The organism is Lentzea jiangxiensis (assembly GCF_900104175.1).
GTDB classification, from domain to species: domain Bacteria; phylum Actinomycetota; class Actinomycetes; order Mycobacteriales; family Pseudonocardiaceae; genus Lentzea; species Lentzea jiangxiensis.
Genome location: NZ_FNIX01000002.1, coordinates 581913 through 601847, shown reverse-complemented (window position 1 = coordinate 601847; position 19935 = coordinate 581913). Strand labels below are relative to the sequence as shown.

The 19935-nt window shown below is 71.7% G+C and carries 18 protein-coding genes; 9 read left to right on the top strand and 9 right to left on the bottom strand.

Going from position 1 to position 19935, the window contains the following annotated elements:
• Positions 1–483, bottom strand: coding sequence for a cupin domain-containing protein (locus BLQ91_RS10415; protein WP_090096509.1), 483 nt, complete (start codon positions 481–483; stop codon positions 1–3).
• A 40-nt stretch (positions 484–523) separates the two neighbouring features.
• Here BLQ91_RS10415 and BLQ91_RS10410 point away from each other — a divergent pair, with 40 nt between their 5' ends.
• From BLQ91_RS10410 to BLQ91_RS10400, 3 genes are read left to right on the top strand one after another with little or no spacing between them, the layout of a single operon-like run.
• Complete coding sequence (locus BLQ91_RS10410) at positions 524–940, top strand: RidA family protein (RefSeq protein WP_090096508.1); 417 nt, start codon at positions 524–526, stop codon at positions 938–940.
• A 58-nt stretch (positions 941–998) separates the two neighbouring features.
• Positions 999–1871: a fumarylacetoacetate hydrolase family protein gene (locus BLQ91_RS10405; RefSeq protein ID WP_090096507.1), complete on the top strand. Its 873-nt coding sequence runs from the start codon at positions 999–1001 to the stop codon at positions 1869–1871.
• 34 nt (positions 1872–1905) lie between these two features.
• Positions 1906–2733, top strand: a complete 828-nt coding sequence (locus BLQ91_RS10400; protein ID WP_090096506.1) for a PaaX family transcriptional regulator — start codon at positions 1906–1908, stop codon at positions 2731–2733.
• A gap of 7 nt (positions 2734–2740) precedes the next feature.
• On the opposite strand, the gene BLQ91_RS10395 is transcribed toward BLQ91_RS10400, so the two are convergent.
• Complete coding sequence (locus tag BLQ91_RS10395; protein ID WP_090096505.1) at positions 2741–3214, bottom strand: Lrp/AsnC family transcriptional regulator; 474 nt, start codon at positions 3212–3214, stop codon at positions 2741–2743.
• A 111-nt stretch (positions 3215–3325) separates the two neighbouring features.
• Here BLQ91_RS10395 and BLQ91_RS41140 point away from each other — a divergent pair, with 111 nt between their 5' ends.
• Positions 3326–4585 (top strand): APC family permease, encoded by a 1260-nt coding sequence (locus tag BLQ91_RS41140; RefSeq protein ID WP_176959655.1) that lies wholly within the window; start codon positions 3326–3328, stop codon positions 4583–4585.
• On the opposite strand, the gene BLQ91_RS10385 is transcribed toward BLQ91_RS41140, so the two are convergent.
• Positions 4562–6886 carry a DUF7617 domain-containing protein gene (locus tag BLQ91_RS10385; protein WP_090096504.1) on the bottom strand — a complete coding sequence of 775 codons (2325 nt, stop codon included), beginning with the start codon at positions 6884–6886 and terminating at the stop codon, positions 4562–4564. The genes BLQ91_RS41140 and BLQ91_RS10385 overlap by 24 nt on opposite strands.
• A 284-nt stretch (positions 6887–7170) precedes the next feature.
• On the opposite strand from BLQ91_RS10385, the gene BLQ91_RS10380 reads away from it, so the two are divergent.
• Positions 7171–7713 carry an SMI1/KNR4 family protein gene (locus BLQ91_RS10380; RefSeq protein WP_090096503.1) on the top strand — a complete coding sequence of 181 codons (543 nt, stop codon included), beginning with the start codon at positions 7171–7173 and terminating at the stop codon, positions 7711–7713.
• Between the two features lie 272 nt (positions 7714–7985).
• Here the strand turns inward: BLQ91_RS10380 and BLQ91_RS10375 are convergent, their stop codons facing one another.
• From BLQ91_RS10375 to BLQ91_RS10360, 4 genes are all read right to left on the bottom strand, one after another.
• Positions 7986–9098 carry a glycosyltransferase 87 family protein gene (locus BLQ91_RS10375; protein ID WP_176959654.1) on the bottom strand — a complete coding sequence of 371 codons (1113 nt, stop codon included), beginning with the start codon at positions 9096–9098 and terminating at the stop codon, positions 7986–7988.
• A gap of 139 nt (positions 9099–9237) precedes the next feature.
• The gene (locus tag BLQ91_RS10370; RefSeq protein WP_090096501.1) at positions 9238–9864 is read right to left on the bottom strand and encodes a response regulator transcription factor; all 627 of its coding nucleotides are present in this window, start codon (positions 9862–9864) and stop codon (positions 9238–9240) included.
• Positions 9861–10880 carry a sensor histidine kinase gene (locus tag BLQ91_RS10365; RefSeq protein WP_090096500.1) on the bottom strand — a complete coding sequence of 340 codons (1020 nt, stop codon included), beginning with the start codon at positions 10878–10880 and terminating at the stop codon, positions 9861–9863. The genes BLQ91_RS10370 and BLQ91_RS10365 overlap by 4 nt, the downstream gene beginning before the upstream one ends.
• A 69-nt stretch (positions 10881–10949) precedes the next feature.
• A complete protein-coding gene (locus tag BLQ91_RS10360; RefSeq protein ID WP_090096499.1) occupies positions 10950–12179 on the bottom strand; it encodes an aspartate aminotransferase family protein in 1230 nt (409 codons plus the stop codon).
• A 77-nt stretch (positions 12180–12256) separates the two neighbouring features.
• On the opposite strand from BLQ91_RS10360, the gene BLQ91_RS10355 reads away from it, so the two are divergent.
• The 4 genes from BLQ91_RS10355 (at position 12257) to BLQ91_RS10340 (ending at position 18149) form a co-directional block, all read left to right on the top strand.
• Complete coding sequence (locus BLQ91_RS10355; RefSeq protein ID WP_090096498.1) at positions 12257–13129, top strand: LysR substrate-binding domain-containing protein; 873 nt, start codon at positions 12257–12259, stop codon at positions 13127–13129.
• 41 nt (positions 13130–13170) lie between these two features.
• Positions 13171–14175 carry an LLM class flavin-dependent oxidoreductase gene (locus BLQ91_RS10350; protein ID WP_090096497.1) on the top strand — a complete coding sequence of 335 codons (1005 nt, stop codon included), beginning with the start codon at positions 13171–13173 and terminating at the stop codon, positions 14173–14175.
• 65 nt (positions 14176–14240) lie between these two features.
• Complete coding sequence (locus BLQ91_RS10345; protein WP_176959653.1) at positions 14241–15089, top strand: aminoglycoside phosphotransferase family protein; 849 nt, start codon at positions 14241–14243, stop codon at positions 15087–15089.
• A gap of 30 nt (positions 15090–15119) precedes the next feature.
• Complete coding sequence (locus tag BLQ91_RS10340; protein ID WP_090096496.1) at positions 15120–18149, top strand: AfsR/SARP family transcriptional regulator; 3030 nt, start codon at positions 15120–15122, stop codon at positions 18147–18149.
• A gap of 21 nt (positions 18150–18170) precedes the next feature.
• Here the strand turns inward: BLQ91_RS10340 and BLQ91_RS10335 are convergent, their stop codons facing one another.
• A complete protein-coding gene (locus BLQ91_RS10335; protein WP_090096495.1) occupies positions 18171–18944 on the bottom strand; it encodes an ABC transporter permease in 774 nt (257 codons plus the stop codon).
• Complete coding sequence (locus BLQ91_RS10330) at positions 18941–19891, bottom strand: ATP-binding cassette domain-containing protein (protein ID WP_090096494.1); 951 nt, start codon at positions 19889–19891, stop codon at positions 18941–18943. The genes BLQ91_RS10335 and BLQ91_RS10330 overlap by 4 nt, the downstream gene beginning before the upstream one ends.
• Positions 19892–19935 lie beyond the last annotated feature (44 nt).

Sequence of the window (19935 nt, the reverse complement as noted above, 5' to 3'; positions counted from 1 at the left end):
TCATCGGGTCAGCCAGTCGCGGAGCTCTTCGTCCGGGACGTCGTCGAGGTTCACGACGATGTTCTCGGGCGTGCGCGTCGTCATCCACGTGAGCGGGTTGTTGCGCGAGAGGTTGCATTCGATGTGCGGCATGAAGGGCGGCACGAAGACCCAGTCGCCCTCCTCCATGTCCACGTAGTCCTCGAACTTCTCGCCGAAGTAGATCCGCGCACGCCCGGACAGCACGTAGCCGCCGGTCTCGGCCTCGCCGTGGTGGTGGGTCACCGAGCGGTAGCCGGGTTCGTTGGTGACCTTGCCGAACCACAGCTTCGTCGCCGGGGTGTGCTGGATGCTCACGCCCGAGATCCGGACCGCGCCACCGGAGTCCGCGGTGTCCGGGTTCTCGGCACCCCCGCGCGTCACGACCGGCGCCACCAGGCCACTCGGCAGCCGGTACATCGAGTTGTCGCCTTCGAGCTGGTACCTGCTCAGGTCGGGCTCCATATCTCGTATTCTTCACGACCGTCAGATAGTGTCAATACTCATGAGGCCCGCAGCAGTGAACCCGGCCAGTCTTCCGAAGCCGAGCGGCTACTCCCACGGCACGCTCGCCGGCAACACCCTCCACCTCGGCGGCCAGACGGCGCTGGACGCCGACATGAAGATCGTTCCCGGTGGGATCGTCGAGCAGTTCCGCCAGGCGTTCGGCAACGTCCTGACGACGCTGCGCGCGGCGGGCGGCGAACCGGAAGACCTGGTCAGCATCACGATCTACCTCACCGACATCCCCGGCTACCAGGCGCACGGCAAGGAGATCGGGGAGGTGTGGCGCGAGCTCGCCGGACCGGTCTACCCCGCCATGGCGGGCATCGGCTGCACCGCGCTGTGGCAGCCGGAGGCGCTGATCGAGATCCTCGGGGTCGCGGTGATCCCGGAGGAACGCCTGGTCCGCCCGAGCTGAATCGATAGCGTTTTCATGATCCACGGAATGTGAACGCAATATCGGAGGAGGTCCGCGGGTGAAGCTGGCTTCGGTGAGAGTCGACGGCGTGCGGCGCGGCGGCGTCGTGGACGGCGACTCGATCACGCTGCTGACCGCGACGGCCGACGACGTGGTGCGCGGTGCGGAGGTCGTTCCCGACGGAAGCGTGCCGTTGTCGCGGGTGCGGCTGGAGTCGCCGTTGCACCGCTTCAACCGCGACGTCCTGTGCACCGGCTGGAACTACCTCGACCACTTCGAGGAGTCGAAGGGCAAGCGCGAGGGGCAGGACCCTGCGTCCCTCCCGGAGCGACCGGCCTTCTTCACCAAGGGGCCGGACACGGTCATCGGCCCGTTCGACGACATCGCCTACGACCCGCGGCTGTCGCGGAAGTGGGACTACGAGGCCGAGATCGCGATGGTCATCGGCCGCGACGGCAGGTCGATCCCGGAGGAGAAGGCGCTGGACCACGTGTTCGGCTTCCTCGTCGCGAACGACGTGTCGCAGCGCGATCTCCAGCGTGCACATGGCGGGCAGTGGCTCAAGGGCAAGAGCCTCGACGCCACGATGCCGCTCGGCCCGTGGGTGACGACGCCCGACGAGATCGACGACCTGACGCGGCTGCAGGTGCAGTGCGAGGTCAACGGCGTGCTGCTGCAGAACGCCTCCAGCGGGCAGATGGCGTTCTCGTTCGCGCGGATCATCGCCGAGCTGAGCCACGGCATGACCCTGCGCGCCGGCGACGTGGTCCTCACCGGCACGCCCAGCGGCGTCGGCAACGCCCGCGAGCCGCAGGTCTTCCTGCGCGACGGCGACGTGGTGGTGACGCGGGTCAGCGGGCTCGGCGAGCTGCGCAACACCGTGAGGCTGACCGACCTCGGCGGGCCGGGCGATACTCTTCCCGGCAGCTGATCGAGGTGAGGAGAGGGCACTGGACGTCGCGGACATGACCGCGGAGGCCGCGGCTCCCGCCGGGCGCGACCGGCTCGGCCCGCTCATCATCACGATCTTCGGCCTGTACGCGCGCGGCGAGGACAACTGGCTCTCGGTGGCCTCGGTCGTGCAGCTCATGGCGGACCTGGGCGTCGAGGGCCAGGCCGTGCGCTCGTCGATCTCCCGGTTGAAGCGGCGCGGCGTGGTCCGCGCCGACCGCCGCGACGGCGCCGCCGGGTACGCCCTCGCCGAACCGACGCTCGAGACCCTCGCCGAGGGGGACGCGCGGATCTTCGAACGCCGCCGCGCCACCACCGAGGACGGCTGGCTCGTCGTCGTGTTCTCCGTGCCCGAGTCCGAACGCGAGAAGCGCCACGAGCTGCGCACCAGCCTGACCCAGCTCGGTTTCGGCACCGCCGCCCCCGGCGTCTGGGTCGCTCCGGGCAACCTCGCCACCGAGACCCGCCGGAGCCTGGCGCGGCGCGGCCTGGCCGAGTACGTGGACCTCTTCGCCGGTCAGCACTTCGCGTTCGGCGACCTGCGCTCCAAGGTGCGCGCGTGGTGGGACCTCGACGAGCTGGCGGACCTCTACGCGGACTTCGTCCGGCGCCACCGCCCGATCCTCGACGCCGGCATCACGACCGCCGAGCAGGCGTTCCAGACGTACGTGCCGATGCTGACCCAGTGGCGGCGTCTGCCCTACAGCGATCCCGGCCTGCCCCTGTCCCTGCTGCCGCCGGGCTGGAACGGGGTGACGGCCGAGGCGCTGTTCGAGGAGCTGAACAGCCGGCTGAGCGCCCCGGCCCGCGAGCACGCGCTGGCCGTGATCAGGCGACCGTGACGCCCGCTCACCTCAGGTGGCCGACCGGCAGCGGGCCGCGCGAGCGCATGGTCCGGATCGCGAACGAGCTGCGCACGTCGACCACGACGGGGATCGCCAGCACGTGCTCGAGCAGCAACGGCTCGTAGGACGGCAGGTCGGGCAGCACGCCCTCGACGAAGAAGTCGGCGGAGCCCGTGACGAGGTGGCACGCCACCACCGCCGGGATCGCGAGCAACGCCTCCTCCACCTCGCGCGCCGCCTCCGCGGAGTGGCCGGTCACCTTGAGCTCCAGGAACACCGTGAGGCCGAGGCCCGCCTTCGCCCGGTCGAGCTCGGCCCGGTAGCCCGCGATGATCCCGGCGCTCTCCAGGGCGCGGACGCGGCGCAGGCAGGCGGACGGCGAGAGGCGCACCGCTTCGGCCAGCTCGTTGTTCGGCACCCGGCCGTCGATCTGGAGCCTCCGCAGGATCGCCCTGTCGACGGCGTCGAACCTCTCCATGTGCAGAATATTCGGATATTCCGTGCTCCTGCGCAACTGAGTTGCACGTGACCGGTTCCAGGCGCTTCAACTTCGCAGCGGCTGCCGTGCTCCGCGCCGCAGAATTCGTCCATGTCCTCCTCTCCCCTGTCCGTGGTGCGCGGCTCGGCGATGTACGTCGGCGCCCTGCTCGGTCCCGGCCTGCTGATGCTGCCGGGGCTGACCGCCGCCCTGGCCGGTCCGGCGTCCGTCGTGACCTGGGCCGCGCTGCTGGTGCTCTCCGGTCTGCTGGGCTGGGTCTTCGCCGCGCTGGGCATCCGGCTGCCGTCCGCGGACGGGGTCCGGGGTTACGTGGCGCTCGGGCTCGGCCGCCGGGCGTCGGCGGCGACGTCGTGGTGCTTCCTCGCCGGGATCGTCGCGGGTGCCCCGATCGTGTGCGTGATCGGCGGTGCATACGTCGCCGAGCTCGCCGGGGCCGGCCGCGTCACCGCCTGCCTCCTCGCCGCCGCGATCCTGGTGGCGGTCCTCGCGATCACGTCCCGCGGCCTGCGGACGTCGTCGACCGTCCAGTTCGGACTCGTCGTGTTGCTGCTGGTGGTGGTGGCGGTCAGCGTCATCGGCGGAGCCACGGCCGCTGAGGCCGCGAACTGGACGCCGTTCGCACCGCACGGGTGGGCCGCGATCGGGACGGCCGCGGCGCCGCTGATGCTGTCGTTCGTCGGCTGGGAGGCCGCCGCACCGCTCACGGCGAGGCTCGCGGACCCGCGCCGGCAGCTGCCGAGGATCGTCGCCACCACGCTCGTCGTCACCAGCCTGCTCTACCTGTCGCTGGCGGCGGTGACCGTGGCGGCGCTGGGGCCGGAGGCGGGGAGTTCCACGCCCGTCGCGAAACTGCTGGTGCTCGCCGTCGGCCCGGCCGGTGTGGTGCTGGCGTCGGTGTGCGCGGTCGTCCTCACGATGGGCACGATCAACGCCTACGTCTCCGGTGCCGCGAACCTGGCGCGCACCCTGACGAAGCCCCACGACGACGCGGACACGCCGCCCCGGTGGCTGAACCTCGCGATCCTCGCCTCCGGCGTCGTGCTGATCGGCCTGCTCGCCGGCGGGGTGCTGGAGCTCGAGTCACTGGTGACCGTTCCCAGTGCGTTGTTCCTGGTGGTGTACCTCGGGTGCACGGCGGCGGCGTGGCGGCTGCTGGACGGCGGGGTGCGCGTCGCCGCGGCGGCCGCCTTCGTGGTCGTGCTGGTGGTGCTGGCCTTCACCGGTGCCGCCGCCGTTCCCGCGGTCGTGGTGGCACTGGCGGCGATGACCGCTCGGGGCGGCCGGGCTGGTGGTGGTTCCAGCCCGGCCGCGGCGAGTCCGCGGAGGTCAGTTCAGCGCGCAGAGCAGTGAGCAGGCCTTGGCGGACGACCAGGCGGTGTAGAGCCTCGTGCCGTTCACCGGCGTGTACTTCGCCTTCGCCTCGTTGATCAGGGGGAAGAGCGAGAGCAACGCGTAGGTCGAGCAGTGCACCCGCTTCGACTCACCCGGTTGCAGCGAGAACGGGCCGGTGTGGCAGGACGGTTCCACGTCGTCGAGCACGTAGGCGTCGGTGACGGCGATCGGGCCGTTGTTGGTCACGGTGATCCGCCAGTACGCGGTGGCGTGCAACAGTCCGAGCACGCCCACGGGTGCTTGCTTCACCCACGGGCCCGAACCGCCCGCCTTGCAGTGGGCGGGGGTGTGCGAGCCGCAGATCTCCTTGTTCACCACCACGTTCGGCAGGCACGACGCACCGGGTGCGACCTGCCGCGTCACGGTGTTGGAGGTGAACCCGCCGGTCGCGTCGGTGCCGCCCGCGGTGTTGGCGACGGACGTGACCGAGCACTCCGCGGAAATGTTGGTGCGGAAGCAGATCTGCGGTGCGTCACCGGTGAACTCCACGACCAGCGCCGGCTGGTTGCCGCCGCCGAAGTCGGACGCGTTGTTCAGCACGATCGACGCCGTCACGGTCAGCGAGGCGGCGGAGACCCCGGTCAGGTCGACGGTGCCGTCCGGCGCGAAACCCGGTGTGCTGACGGGGTTCCCGCCTTGGTCGACGGCCTTGACGGTCGACGCGCCGAAGTTCACGTTCGCCGGTGTCACACCGGTGAGCCGGGCCTTGCCGTAGGTGACGTCGTGCGGTTTGCCGTCGCAGTAGAACTGCGCCGGGTTGAGCGACACGGAGGCGCCACTGCGTACGCATGGCGACGCCCCCGTGTCAGGATCCATCGAGAACAGCACGCCGGCGTCGCCGAGGCCGATCAGGCACCCGGTGGGCGCGTCGTGGGCGTAGCCGTAATCCCTCGTGTCGCCACCGTTCACGGTGGGGTGGGTGATGCGCGCCGGCAGACCGGCGCACGACGCCCCGGTGCTCCAGTCGTGGCACACCGCGGCACCCGAGTACGGGCCGCCCCAGATGCCGAGGTAGCTGCGCACCCGGTCACCGGTGCGGATCACCTCGGGGTTGAACGAGATGACGTTGGACTCCAGCCCGGCGGGCGCCGACGGCGCGGGCAGCGACGACCCGTCGACCGCATAGCAGGTGGTGACGTTCTGGCCGCCGGTCGTGCTGGAGCACGCGCCGACCTCCGCACCCGTCGTGCTGTAGGCGGTGTAGGCGTTGTAGCTGAAGTTCCCGAACGGCCCCAAGGGTTTCGGGGCGGGCCAGCCCGCGCACGCGGCCGCGGTGGCGGGGTCGAAGCACCCGAGCACGGGTGCCCTGGCGCCTTGTTGCGAGGACGACGCGAACAGCTTGCCCCCGGCCACCGCCAGCGCACCGAGGTAGTAGCCGCCGTGGTTGGTCGGCGGCACGACCGGCGCGTACGGCTGACCCGCGCAGGCACCCCGGGTGGCGATCGCCCAGCACACGACGTGCCCGGAAGTCGCGACGCCGTAGAGGTTCCCGCCGGCCTCGACGAGCCCGGCCATCTCGAACGTCGCCCCGGAGCGCGGCATCAGCGGCCAGTACCCGCAGTTGCCGGGCGCGGCGAGGTCGAGGCAGGCCACGCCGATCGAGGAGGCGGTGGTGGCGGAGTAGTAGACCCTGGCGGCGTTGGCCGGGTCGCGGACGTACTGGGGTTCGAGGGGGCTCGCGATGTCCCCGGTGTTGCCCGCGCCGAACGGGCCGGGCGTCGTGTTCAGCGGTTTCGGCCACGGGCCACCCGCGCAGAGGGCGCTGGTGGTGAGGTCGGTGCAGACGAGCTTGGGACCGGCCTCGGCCACGTGGTGGTAGACGTTCCACGCCTGCAGGCGCCCGTCCGGCGTCCGGTGCAGGATCGGGGTGAAGCCGTCACCGCCGGTGCTGCTCGCGCTGGCCTGCACGGGCGGGGTGAGCAGGCTCGAGAGGGCGGTGCCGCCGTTGCGCACGTTCGGGTTCGTGGCGCTGACGGGGTTGCCCTCGGTGCCGGTCCAGCCCGGCGGCACCCGCAGCGAGCCGGACACGAGGGTCTGGCCGGCGCCGATGGTGTCGGTGATGGTCGCTGCACCGTTGGCACCGCTGGAGTACGACACGACCCAGGTGGCGACGTCCCCGTGGGCGGCGGGGTCGGCCACGCCCTGGACGGACTTGGTGAGCGTCGAGACGGACGGCTGGGCGGCCACGGGGAGGGCGGCGGTGAGCGCGCTACCGGCGAGCACCGTCGCCAGCGCCATCGCCGGCAAGCGTCTTCGCACGGGCGGGATCCCTTCTGGGGCGGATGCGGTTCAGGAACAGGCCGCCGACGTTAAGGGCCCCGCCGACCGGTCGAACCGCTGTCACCCGCGTGCGACGGATGTCCGCACCATCAGAGCAGCCGCTCCTCGCGGAAACCGTGACCTGGCAGGAGATTCCACATCGGTCCCGAATGGATGTTCACCTGAACGCGCTGGATGTGCCGATCAACGATCCTGAGCGCTCCATTCCCGCTCTCCCGGACTGAGGTTCCGTCCACGCGCGACCCGTGAAGTAGCGTGCGCGCGTGGAGATCACTGCCGACCGCGCCTTCCCCGCCGCGCTGACCGCCCTGAGCGGTGTCGAGTTCCCCTGGGACCACGACGAGGAGGGCGACGAGCCGGCGCCGACCAACATCGACTACGAGCCGTACGACGAGTTCGAGTCGGCCGGGGACACGACCGACTGGATCCGGTCGTGGACCGGGAACCAGGAGCTCGACGGCGACCGGTTCCGGCTCTTCGGCAAGGACGGCACCGGCGGCATGGCCGTGCTGTGGCTGGTGCGGGAGGGACCGCTGACCGGGCAGCCCGTGGTGTTCTTCGGTTCCGAGGGCGAGGTCGGACCCGTCGCGGCGAACCTGGGTGAGTTCCTGTGGTTGCTCGCGGGCGGCGTCGGGCCGCAGGAGGCCGTCGAGTTCGGGACGGACAGCGGCGTGCCCCACCCGGAGCTCCGCGCGATCGCGGAGAAGCACTCCGGGGTCGAGCCGCGGACGCCCGCCGAGGTGCTCGCCAAGGCGCGGGCGGAGTTCCCGGACTTCGAGGAGACCGTGCAGTCCTGGTGCCGCTGAGGGCCGCGCGGGGAACCGGAACCAGGACCGGTCGCCCTGCGGTCGTGTTGATGCTCGGCGCCGCCGTCGTCCCAACCGCCATTGGGGCCGCGGCCGTCTGCAAGCCCGGGCAGATCCCGCAGGCGGGCGCAACGCGGTCAGTGGTACGTCCCGCAGCCTCCGCTCTGGCGCGCAGAACGCCGTGAGCAGTCCTAACATGGGTTCATGGGTACTACGACGACCCTGGAGCTGACCCACGAGGAGCTCGTCCTCCTCCGGCACGCGTTGCGCCACTACCTCTCGGACTTCGGCCACGAGGAGGCCGACATCCGGCGCCTGATCCGTGCGCTGATCGGCAAGCTGCCGGCGCACCAGCAGAGGAACGCGAGTCCCAGCCACACGTAGGTGTTGCCGGCGAGGTGCTGCCACCAGGTCCAGGCGAGTTCGCGGTCGCCGGCGCTCGGCAGCAGCCAGTGCGGGCCGACGGCGAACACCGCCACGGCGGCGGTGCGGACGTGGCCGCGCAGCAGCACCAGCGCGGGTGCGATCCACACCCAGTGGTGCGACCAGGACACCGGCGAGACGAGCAGGCCCGTCACCGCGACCGCGACGAGGGCGGTGAGGTCGTCGCGCAGCCTCGGCAGCACCGCCACGGCGAAAGCGAGCACTGCCGGCGCTGCCACGAGCCACACCCCCTCCGGGAGGCCGAGGCGGAACAGCAAGCCGCGCACCGACTGGTTCGCGGTGAAGCCGAGTCCGCCCACGCGGCCGGGGTCGAGCACGGCGTGCAACCAGAACCGCTCGGACTGCTCCGGTGCGAGCAGCCAGCCGAGCAGGCCGCACGACGAGAACGTCGCCACGGCGGTCAATGCGGGCCGCCACCGCTTGCGGGACAGGAAGAACAGCAGGAAGACCAAAGGCGTCAGCTTGATCGCGGCGGCGAGGCCGACGAGCAGGCCGCGCGGCCACGGTGCGCGCGGCAGGAGGCAGTCGGCGGCGACCAGGCCGAGCAGGACCAGGTTGACCTGCCCGAGGTCCAGGCTGATGCGGACGGGTTCGAGCAGCAGGCACAGCGCGGCGAGGCCGAAGCCGGACGGCGCGGTGGTGTGGCAGGCCGCGGTGAACAGCGCGATGGCGGCGGCGGTGAACAGCAGGGCCGAGAGTTGCAGCGGCAACGGGGACAGGCCGCTGAACAGCAGCGCCGCGAACGGCGGGTAGGTGAACGGGAGTCCCCTGGGACCGTGGAAGTCGGCGGTGTAGAGGTCGGTGCCCGCGCGCCACGCGCCACCGCCCGCGAGGTACACGCGCAGGTCCAGGACACCGCTGCCGAAGCTCCGCACGACCACCCAGGCGAGCAGGCCGGCCACCACGACGCCCCAGAGGCGGCGCGCGAGCACGTCGTTCACAGGCCAGAACCCTTCGTCACACCGAAATCCGATGTGGACGAGCCTGCTGCGAGCAGAGGTGCCGGCGGATCGGCCCGGCAGCCGCGAGATCATGGCCGGAGGGGCAGCCGCGACGCCCGGACTGGCCGGACGGTCATGGTCAGGTGGCCACCACGTGCGCGCGGAAGGCCCACGCGACGATCTCCACGCGGTTGCGGGCGCCGACCTTGGCCTGCACCGAGGCGAGGTAGGCCTTGACCGACGACACGGAGACCTTCATCGCCGCGGCGATTTCGTTGTTGCTCAGACCTTGTGCGACGTGCCGCACCACATCGAGCTCACGCGGGTTCAGCACGCCGGCGTCGGCGTTCGGCACGGGCGGCACCGAACGCCGCAGCACGCGCCGCACCACCTGGGGTGACACGAGAACGTCGCCTCGCGCGGCCGATCTGACGGACTCGGCGAGGAGGCCGGGGCTCGCGTCCTTGGTGAGGAACCCGCACGCGCCGAGGTCCAGCGCCTTGTCCAGCACCTCGTCGCTGTCGAACGTCGTGACCACGACGACGCGGGTGTGCGGCGCGAGCCGGCGGGTGACCTCCAGACCGTCGAGGCCCGGCATCCGCACGTCGACCAGGCACACCTGCGGCTCCAGCTCACGGGCGCGCTGCACGGCGCTGACCCCGTCCGGGACGTCGGCGACGACGCTGATGTCGGGCTGGGCCTCGAGGATCAGCCGGAACCCGGCCCGCACCATGTCCTGGTCCTCGGCGATGAGCACGGAGATCACGCGCGCACCTCCAGCGGCAGCTCGGCGGTGACGAGCCAGCCCTCCCCGGTCGGCCCTGCGAAGAACCGCCCGCCCAGCTCGTGCACGCGTTCGCGCATGCCCACGAGTCCGAACCCGCCCGAGTGCGCCGGTCTCGTGCGGCCGTTGTCCACAACGGACAGTTGAACCGCGCTCGCGCCGAGCCGCACGTCCACTTCCACACTCGTGGCGTCGAAGGCGTGCTTGCGCACGTTGGTCAAGGCCTCCTGCACCAACCGCAGCACCGACCGCCCCAGCTCCGGCCGCACGTCCTCGGTCAGCTCGACGGTCGTGCGCACCGGCAGCCCGGACCGCTCCGCGAGCCGGTGCAGGTCGGCCGTGAGGTCGGTGGTCGCGGTCGCGGCGCCGTTGTCCCGCAACGTCCTGACCATCGCGCTCATCGCCCCCAACGCCTCCGTGCCGCCCTCCACGATGCCCGGGATCATCGCGCACGCCTTGGCCTTGTCCTGCTCCGCCACCACCAGTGCGGCCTGCGCCTGCACCAGCATGCCCGTGACGTGGTGCGCCACCACGTCGTGCAGCTCACGGGCCATGTCGAGGCGTTCGTCGCGGCGCGCCCGTTCCTCCGCGGCCGCCGCGAGCGCCTCGCGCGACCGTTCCCGCAGGCGCAGCAACAGGCCGCCCGCGACCATGATGGCGCTCAGGATCAGCATCAGCTGAACGGAGTCCGCACGGCTGAGCATGGTGTGCGGACGGTAGAACGCGGCGTGCTCGAAGACGACCAGGAGTGCCGCGATCGAGAGCACGGCCACGGTCGGACGGGTCCGCCAGGCGTGCAGGAACACCACGACCAGCACGACGGCGCCTTCGACGATCGCGTAGACCGGGTGGTCGACGAAGGTGTCCGCGCCCACGCCCTGGCTGCTGCGCAGCAGCACCGCCCGGTCGAAGCCGATGATCCGCCCGGTCACCACGAAGCCGCTGACGCACAGGACCGCGGTGGCGATGAGCAGTGAGCTGCGGCGAAGTCCCCCCACCCGGCCGATCGTAGGAGCACGGGTGCCGGACGGCCTCGGCTGGCTGACCGAGGCCGGGTGGCCATGTGGTCAGAAGGACCCGATGGCCTCGTCCAGGATGCTCACGCCGAGCGCCAGCTCCTCCTCCGTGGCCGTCAGCGGCGGCGCGATCCGGAACACCCCGCCCATGCCCGGCATCTGCACGATGTTCATGTGCAGGCCCAGGTCCAGGCACTTCTGGGTGATCGGCGCGGACAGCGACTCGTCCGCGATCTCCAGTCCGACGAGCAGTCCGCGTCCGCGCACGTCGGTGACCAGCGGGTGGCGGGAGGCGATGTCGGTCAGGCCGTTGCGCAGGACCGCGCCGAGCTTCGCGGCCCGCTCGTCCAGCCGTTCCTCGATCAGCACGTCCAGCACCGTGTTGCCGACGGCGGCCACGAGCGGGTCCGACACGTGCGTGGTGAAGAACAGGTAGTTGCGGGCGTGCGCCTCGGCCTCGATCTCGGCGGAGGTGACCACGGCGGCCAGCGGCAGGCCGGCGCCGAGGGTCTTCGACAGCGTCAGGATGTCCGGCACCACGCCGTCGCGTTCGAACGCGTACCAGGTGCCGGTGCGGCACAGGCCGGTCTGGGCCTCGTCGAGGATCAGCAGCATCCCGCGCTCGCGGCACTTCCGCTGCAGCGCGGCGAAGTAGCCCGGCGGTGGTTCCAGGATGCCGCCGGAGGAGAGGATCGGTTCGACGATGCAGGCGGCCAGCGAGCCGACGGACTGGGCGTCGACCAGGTCGAACGCCAGGTCCAGCTGCGCCTGCCAGTCACCGGCCGACGGCGCCGGGATCGCGAAGTTGCCGGGTGCGGCGGGGCCGTAGCCCTTGCGGCCCGCGCTGTAGGTCGCGGCGGCCGCGGCGGCGGTCATGCCGTGCCACGACCTCGCGAACGCCACCACCTCGTGCTTGCCGGTCACGAGCTTGGCCATGCGCAGCGCGGCCTCGTTCGACTCGGCTCCCGTGGTGAGCAGCTGCACCTTGGACAGCGACGGGGGCAGCGTCTCGGCCAGGCGCCGCGCCAGGTCCACCACCGGGCGGCTGAGCATGCCGCTGAACAGGTGGTCGAGGTTCGCGATCTGGCGCCGCACCGTCTCGACGACGCGCGGGTGCGAGTGGCCGAGGATGCCGCTCATCTGCCCGGACGTGAAGTCCAGGACGCGGCGGCCGTCCTCGGTGAACAGGAAGCTCCCCGACGCGCTGTCGATGATCTCGCGCGTGAACGTGCCGCCGTAGCGGATGAGGTGGCGGTCGACGTCGTCCCAGAAGGTCTCCATGCGGAAAACGCTAGGACGCGCCGAGGATCAGGTCCATCTCACGATTCCACGCTCGCTGTTCGGAAATACTGCACAGCATGACGCTCAACCCGTGGCGCCTGCGCCTGCTCAGCCAGCTCGACGCGCTGGGCACCGTGCGGGCCGTGGCGCAGGCCGCGAACCTGAGTGCTTCGAGCGTGTCGCAGCAGCTCGCGGTGCTCGAGAGCGAGACGCGCACGCAGTTGATCGAACGGACCGGGCGGCGCGTCCGGCTCACCTCGGCCGGACTGATCCTGGCGCGGCGGGCGCGGTCGATCCTCGACCAGATGGAAGCCGTCGAGGCCGAGCTGCGCGCCCTGAACGACGAACCGTCCGGCCTCATCCGGCTCGGCGCGTTCCAGAGCTCGATCCACACGCTCGCCGTGCCGGCCGTGCAGCGGCTCGGCCACCCGCACCTCGACGTCGAGCTCGTCGAGCTGGAACCGCACGCGAGCATGCCCGCGCTGCTGGCGGGTGAGGTCGACGTGATCATCACGACCACCGACTTCGTGGAGCAGCCGGTGCCGCGTGACATCGACGTCGTGCCGCTCGGCGAGGACCCGATCGTGCTGCTCTCGCCGCCCGGACAGCCGCGCACCGACCTCGCGGCGTGCGCGGAGGAGCCGTGGGCGTTCGACGTCCCCGGCTCCTACATGGCGAACCTCGCGACCCGGTTGTGCCGGCAGGCGGGGTTCGAGCCGAGGGTCGTGGGCAGGTTCAGCAACTACATGTTGACGCTCAAGCACGTCGAGGCCGGGCTCGCGGTCGCCGTGCTGCCCGCGCTCGCCGTCGACCGGCGGTTCGACGTGGTCACGAAGGAGCTGCCGGTGACGCGGAGGATCACCGCCGCCGTACGCCGCGACTCGCGCGCCGCGATCACCGTGGTGCTCGACGCCCTGCACGCGGTGGTTCCAGCATCTGGAACTAGTTGAGATGTCACCTAAACTGGCGGCAGACGACTGAGGAGGGTTCCGTGCCCCGCAAGACAGAGCCGCTGCGGAAGCTGGGTTTTCTGACCATCGGGCTCTTCGACGAGCACGATCCGGGAGCCGGTCATCGGGCCACCCTGGACGTCATCGTGCTCGGCGAGGAGCTGGGGTTCGACAGCGCGTGGGTGCGGCACCGGCACCTGCAGTTCGGCATCTCGTCGCCGGTCGCCGTCCTCGCCGCGGCGTCCCAGCGGACCAGCCGCATCCAGCTCGGCACCGCGGTCATCCCGCTCGGCTGGGAGAACCCGCTGCGCCTGGCCGAGGACCTCGCCACGGTCGACGTGCTGTCGGGTGGGCGGCTCAACCCCGGCGTCAGCGTCGGCCCGCCGATGCACTGGGACGACGTGAAGCAGGCGCTCTACCCGGACACGGCCGACGTCGAGAACTTCGGCTACGACCGCGTGCAGCGGCTGCTGGACTTCGTCGGCGGCGAGAAGGTCGCGTCGTTCAGCGGCGTCGAGGGCATCGAGGTCTGGTCGGACCGCGTGCAGCCGCACGCCGCCGGTCTGCGCGACCGCATCTGGTACGGCGGCGGGAGCCTGCGGTCGGCGGCGTGGGCGGGCGAGCACGGCCTGAACCTGCTCACCAGCAACGTGGCCCAGTCCGAGGGCTCCGAGGACTTCGCCGAGACCCAGCTGGCGCACATCCGGACGTTCCGCGAGCACGGCGGAGGACGCGTGTCGCAGGGCCTCGTGGTGATCCCGACCGACTCGGCCACGCCCGAGCAGCGCGCGAAGTACCGGGCGTACGTCGAGGGACGGGCCGGGCGCATCGGCAAGACGTTCGGGCCGCGCCGGATGATGTTCGAGCGCGACCTCGTCGGCACGTCCGCGGAGATCGCCGAGCAGCTCTACGCGCACGCGGCGTTCCAGGAGGTCGACGAGGTGGCGTTCGCGCTGCCGTTCAGCTTCGAGCACGAGGACTACGTGCAGATCCTCACCGACATCGCGACGGAGCTCGGCCCGGAACTGGGCTGGTCGCCCGCCTAGCGCCCACCGCCTCGGCGGTCCCCCGCCACCTCGCCCCGCACCCGATTACATTCGCGGGAGTGACTGTGGAGCGGATTCTGGCCACCGCCGGCCTCACCGGCGCTCGGACCAGCCCTTTGGGCGGCGGCACCTACAACTCGGTGTACCGGGTGTCGGCGCACGAGGGCGAGTTCGTGCTGAAGGTGGCACCCGGTGAGCAGCCCGGCCTGACCTACGAGCGGCGGCTGATCCGCACCGAGGCGATGTTCTGCACGCTCGCGTCCCCGGTCGCGCCGGTGCCTCAGGTCGTGCACACCGACAACGCCACGTTCCTCCTCACGACGTTCCTGCCGGGCACGCCCGTTTTCGGCCGGTCCGACCTGGACTGGCCGTTGCTCCGCCGCCGGCTCGGCGAGACGACGCGCGCACTGCACGAGGTGACCGGGCCCGGGTTCGGCTATCCGCAGCTCGGGCTGCACGACACGTGGACCGGGGCGTTCTCCGGCATGTTCGGGGCCGTGCTGGCCGACGCCGAACGGTACGGGGTGCGGCTGCCGACCGCCGGCCTGGGCAAGCACGCCAAGGCGTTCGACGAGGTGCGGCGGCCCGCGCTCGTGCACTTCGACCTGTGGGACGGCAACGTCCTCGCCGGCACCGGGCTGACCGGACTCGTCGACGGGGAGCGGGCGTTTTGGGGCGATCCGGTCGCCGAGTTCGTGTCGCTCGCTCTCTTCGGGACGATCGAGGACGACGAGGACTTCCTGACGGCGTACGGCTTCGAGTTCACCGACTCGGCCCGCGTCCGGCTGGCCGCCTACCAGGCCTACCTGTACTCGATCATGCTCACCGAACGGGTGCCGCGCGGCACCGCCGACGCCGGGTTCGAGACGATGATCACCGACGCGCTGCACCGCGCACTCGGCGTTCTCGCCTGACCTCGGCACGTGATCTGGGAAGCTGGACCTGTGCGCGTGGCATTGCTCGGCCCCACGGCGGTCGAGACCGACGACGGCACACCGGTGGACATCGGTGGTGCCCGCGTCCGCATGCTCCTGGCCCGTCTCGCGCTCGACCCCGGCCGGCCGGTGCCGACGACGACGCTGATCGACGACCTGTGGGGCGAGCAGCCGCCGGCCGACGCCGGGAACGCCCTCCAGTCGCTCGTGTCGCGGCTGCGCAAGGTCTGCCCGGTCGCGCTGGAGCCCGGCGGGTACCGGCTGGGCGTCGCGACCGAGGACGTCGACGTCTTCCGGTTCGAACGACTGCGTGCCGCCGGACGGCCGGGCGAGGCGCTGGCGCTGTGGCGGGGTGACGCGCTGGCCGACGTGCGGGAGGCACCGTTCGCCGGGCCCACCGCCGCTCGCCTCGAGGAAGCGCGGCTGTCCGCCGAGGAGGACCGCGGTGAGCTGGACGTCGCCGCGCTGACGGCGTTGCACGAGAAGCACCCGCTGCGCGAACGGCTGGCGGGTCTGCTGATGCGGGCGATGTGCGCGCAGGGCAGGCAGTCCGAGGCGCTGCGCCTTTACGCCGAGGTGCGCGGCAGGCTCGCGGACGAGCTGGGCGTCGACCCCTCGCAGGAGTTGCAAAACGTCCACCTCGCGGCGTTGCGCGGCGAGCTCGGGCCGCGGCCCGTCGTCGACCGGTTGCCGGTGCGGCTCACCAGCTTCGTCGGGCGTGACGACGAGCTCGCGGAGATCACCGGGGGGCTCGGCCGGTACCGGCTCGTGACGCTGGTCGGGCCCGGCGGGGCGGGCAAGACGCGCCTCGCCACCGAGGTGGCGGCGCGGCATCCGTTGCACGGCAAGGGACGCGTGTGGTTCGCGGCGCTGGCGAGCGTGCGTGCGGCGGAGGACCTGGCCGGTGCGGTGCTCAGCGCGTTCGAGGTGACGTTCGCCGGCGACCCGCGGCGGCGGGCGGGCGAGGGCATGGACCGGATGGCCGAGGTCCTCGGCGCCGGGGAGTCCTTGCTGGTGCTGGACAACTGCGAGCACCTCGTCGGCGCGGCGGCCGAGTTCACCACCGAGCTGCTGCGCAGGGTGCCGAACCTCCGCGTGCTGGCGACCAGCCGCGAGCCGCTCGCCATCGACGGCGAGTCGCTGTGCCCGGTCGGCCCGCTCGCCGTGCCGGACGGCCAGGCGGACCTGTCCGGCTTCGGCGCGGTGCGGTTGTTCCTCGACCGCGCGAGCGCGGTGAGGCCGGGCTTCCGGCTCGACGAGTCCACTGTGGACGACGTGCGGCTGATCTGCCGCAGGCTCGACGGCATGCCGCTCGCGCTGGAGCTCGCGGCGGCGCGGCTGCGGTCGATGACGGTCCGGCAGATCACGCAGCGCCTCGACGACCGGTTCCGGCTGCTCACCTCGGGCAGCCGCACCGCGCTGCCGCGCCAGCGGACGCTGCGCGCGGTCGTCGAGTGGAGCTGGGACCTGCTGACCGAGGAGGAGCTGCGGCTCGCGCGGCGGCTCGCGGTCTTCCCGGCCGGCGCCGACCTCGCCGCGATCGAGGCGGTCTGCCTGCCGGACGCGCTGTACGTGCTCACGTCCCTGGTGGAGAAGTCCATAGTGGACGTCGTCGAGATCGCGGGCGAGCCGCGGTACCGGATGCTGGAGACCATCAGGGTCTACGCCGACGAGCAGCTCGACGCGTCCGGAGAGAAGTGGGAGGTCGTCGGCCGGTTCCGGCGCCACTACCGCGAGCTGACCCAGCGGTGGGAACCGCTCACCCGCACCGCGCGCCAGCTCGAGGCGATCGACGTGTACGAGGCGGAGCAGGACAACGTCGTGGCGGCCCTGCGCGGGGCGATCGACGACCGCGAGGTCGAGCTGGCGGCGGACCTGCTCGGCGGCACGTTCTGGTACTGGCTCGTCAAGGGCGACAACGAACGCGCGGAGATGTCGGTGCGCGACGTCCTCGCGCTCGGCGACCTGCTGCCGCCCGACCGCTACGCCACGTTCCGGGCGATGCAGCTCCTCATGGCCGCGATACCCGGCGTGACGGACGCCGCCGAGGCCGCGGCGGTCATCGAGCACTGCGTCAGCAGCGGGGCCGTGCAGAAGTATCCGTCGCTCGCGATCGCGTTGCCCATGCTCGGCTTCCTGAGCCAGAACTTCGAGCTCGCCCGGCGCGAGGTGAAGCGGGCCGCGGAGAGCGAGGACCCGTGGGCGCGGGCGGGCGCGGAGTGGGCGCTGAGCTTCATGCTGGTCGACGAGGGCGACCTCGAAGGCGCCGAACGGGCCCGCGACCGCGCGTACGACCAGTTCACCGCCGTCGGCGACCGGTGGGGATCGGCGATGACGCTCGGCATGAAGGCCGCGTTCGTCTCGCACACCGGCGACAACCAGGCGGCGATCGACCTGTACGAGCGCGGGCTGGCGGTGGCGACGGAGCTGCGGTCCCAGGACGACGCCGTGCAGCAGCGGTGGCGGCTCGCGGTCGAGTACGCGCGGATGGGAGACCACGCCGCGGCAGAGCGTGAGATCACCGGCGCCGAGGAGTTCGTCAGGACGGTCGGCAACGAGCAGCTGTCCACGATGCTCGACTACGCCAAGGCCGAGGTCCGGCTGCGCGCGGGCAGGGTCGAGGAGGCACGTGCGCTGAGCGCGGCGTTCAGGCAGCGCGCCGCGACGCCGACCGCGCTCGGGTCGTTCATCGCGGAGTGGGTGGCCATGCTCGACACGCGCATCGCCCTCGCCGACGGCCGGTTCGACGAGGCCGCCGGGTTCGCCGCGGTGGCGGTCGGGACGACGTCGGAGCGCGCCGACATGCCGGACCTCGCGACGGCCACCGAACTGCTCGCCCTGGTCCGGCACGCCCAGGGCCGCGCCCGGGCGACCGAGCGGTTGCTCGCCCTGGCCCAGGTCGTCCGCGGAAGCCTCGACATGGGCGACCCGGACGTGCGGCGGCTGGTCGCCGAGCTGGGCGAGCCCGAACGCCTGGCGATCACCAAAGCCGAGGCGCTGCGGCGGATACGCGAAGAGGCGGGCTTCAGCACCGGCTGAAGCCCGCCCGTCCCTCTCGGCTCACACGCGCTTGCGGTAGGCCCACGTCGCCAGCGGGAAGAAGACCGCCACGGCCGCGACCATCCAGACCAGCGACCCGGTGAGCGGCCCGGCGATCGCGCCGCCGTTGAGCAGGCCGCGCAGCGCGTCGGAAAGAAGGCTCACGGGGCTGATGTCGGCCCACGCCTTGAGCCAGCCCGGCATCGTGTCGGTGCCGACGAACACGTTGCTGCCGAACGTCAACGGCATGATCAGCACGAACATCATGCCCTGCACGGCCTGCGGGGTCTTGAGCAGCATGCCCACGAAGACCGAGGCCCAGCAGAAGCACAGCCCGAACGCGATCGTCAGTCCCGCCGCGACCAGCAGCTCGACCGGCCCGGTCTGCACCCGGAAGCCCATGATCGTGGCCACCACGAGCAGCACGACGATGCACACGACGTACCGCACGACGTCCGCGAGCACCGCCCCGACCAACGGCGCCGAACGCGCGATCGGCATGGAGCGGAACCGGTCGAACACGCCCTTGGACACGTCGGTGTTGAGCTGCACGCCGGCGGTCATGCTGGCCTGCAGGATGTTCATCACCATGATCCCCGGCACGAGCATCTGCAGGTAGCTGTCGGTGCTGCCGGCGAGCGCGCCGCCGAACAGGTAGGTGAACATCACCAGGAAGATGATCGGCGCGAGCGTGACGTCCATCAGCTGCTCGGGGTTCTTCCGGATCTTGAGGATTCCCCGCCAGGCCAGCGAGAAGCCGTGGCGCACGCCCCGGTCCAGTGCGATCGTGCTCATGCCGGGCTCCCTTCGGTCTGCTTGCCGGTCAGCGCCAGGAACACCTCGTCGAGCGAGGGCAGCCGCAACGCCAGTTCGTCCGCGGTGATCCCGGCGTCGTCGAGCTTGCGGACCAGGGTGGACAGCAGCACCGGGTCGTTCACCGGCGCCGTCAGCAGTCCGGTGTCGTCGTCGCGCGTCGGCCGCACACCGGTCAGGTCACCGAGGATCCGCTGCACGACGTCGAGGTCCCTCAGCGACGTGGGCCGCACCTGCAGCGTCTGCCCGCCCACGCGGCGCTTCAGCTCGTCCGGCCGTCCCTCGGCCACCACCCGGCCGTGGTCGAACACCGTGATGGAGTCGGCGAGCTGGTCGGCCTCCTCCAGGTACTGCGTGGTGAGCAGGACCGTCACACCGTTCGCGACGAGCTTGCGCACCACCGCCCACACCTCGTTGCGGGCGTGCGGGTCGAGCCCGGTGGTCGGTTCGTCCAGGTAGAGCACGGACGGGTTGCCGACCAGGCTGGCGGCGAGGTCGAGCCGGCGGCGCATACCGCCGGAGTACGTCTTCGCGGCCCTCCCGGCGGCGTCGGTGAGCTCGAACCGCTCCAGCAGCTCGGCCGCCCGCGCCCTGGCCCCCGCCCGCGAGTGGTCGAGCAGCCGCGCGAGCAGCACGAGGTTCTCCGTGCCGGACAGGTCCTCGTCCACCGACGCGTACTGCCCCGTCAGCCCGATCAGCGACCGGACCGCCCGCGGGTCCTTCACGACGTCGTGCCCGTGGACCGTCGCGTGCCCCGCGTCCGGGCGCAGCAACGTCGCCAGCACCCGCACCGCCGTGGTCTTGCCCGCGCCGTTCGGCCCGAGCACCCCCACGACCCTCCCCTCCGGCACCTCGAGGTCGACACCGTCCAGCGCCTTGGTCTCCCCGTAGTGCTTGACCAGGCCTTCTGCCCTGATCGCGAGCGCCATCGTTCCTCCCTGTGGTTCCGGTGGAAGTCTGCGCCGCCGCGCTG

Bases quoted from the DNA above. Each gene is read 5' to 3' on its own strand.
- BLQ91_RS10410 (WP_090096508.1), top strand. From the start codon at position 524: ATGAGGCCCGCAGCAGTGAACCCGGCCAGTCTTCCGAAGCCGAGCGGC.
- BLQ91_RS10330 (WP_090096494.1), bottom strand. From the start codon at position 19,891: ATGGCGCTCGCGATCAGGGCAGAAGGCCTGGTCAAGCACTACGGGGAG.
- BLQ91_RS10400 (WP_090096506.1), top strand. From the start codon at position 1,906: ATGACCGCGGAGGCCGCGGCTCCCGCCGGGCGCGACCGGCTCGGCCCG.
- BLQ91_RS10415 (WP_090096509.1), bottom strand. From the start codon at position 483: ATGGAGCCCGACCTGAGCAGGTACCAGCTCGAAGGCGACAACTCGATG.
- BLQ91_RS10335 (WP_090096495.1), bottom strand. From the start codon at position 18,944: ATGAGCACGATCGCACTGGACCGGGGCGTGCGCCACGGCTTCTCGCTG.
- BLQ91_RS10395 (WP_090096505.1), bottom strand. From the start codon at position 3,214: ATGGAGAGGTTCGACGCCGTCGACAGGGCGATCCTGCGGAGGCTCCAG.
- BLQ91_RS10355 (WP_090096498.1), top strand. From the start codon at position 12,257: ATGACGCTCAACCCGTGGCGCCTGCGCCTGCTCAGCCAGCTCGACGCG.
- BLQ91_RS41140 (WP_176959655.1), top strand. From the start codon at position 3,326: ATGTCCTCCTCTCCCCTGTCCGTGGTGCGCGGCTCGGCGATGTACGTC.
- BLQ91_RS10360 (WP_090096499.1), bottom strand. From the start codon at position 12,179: ATGGAGACCTTCTGGGACGACGTCGACCGCCACCTCATCCGCTACGGC.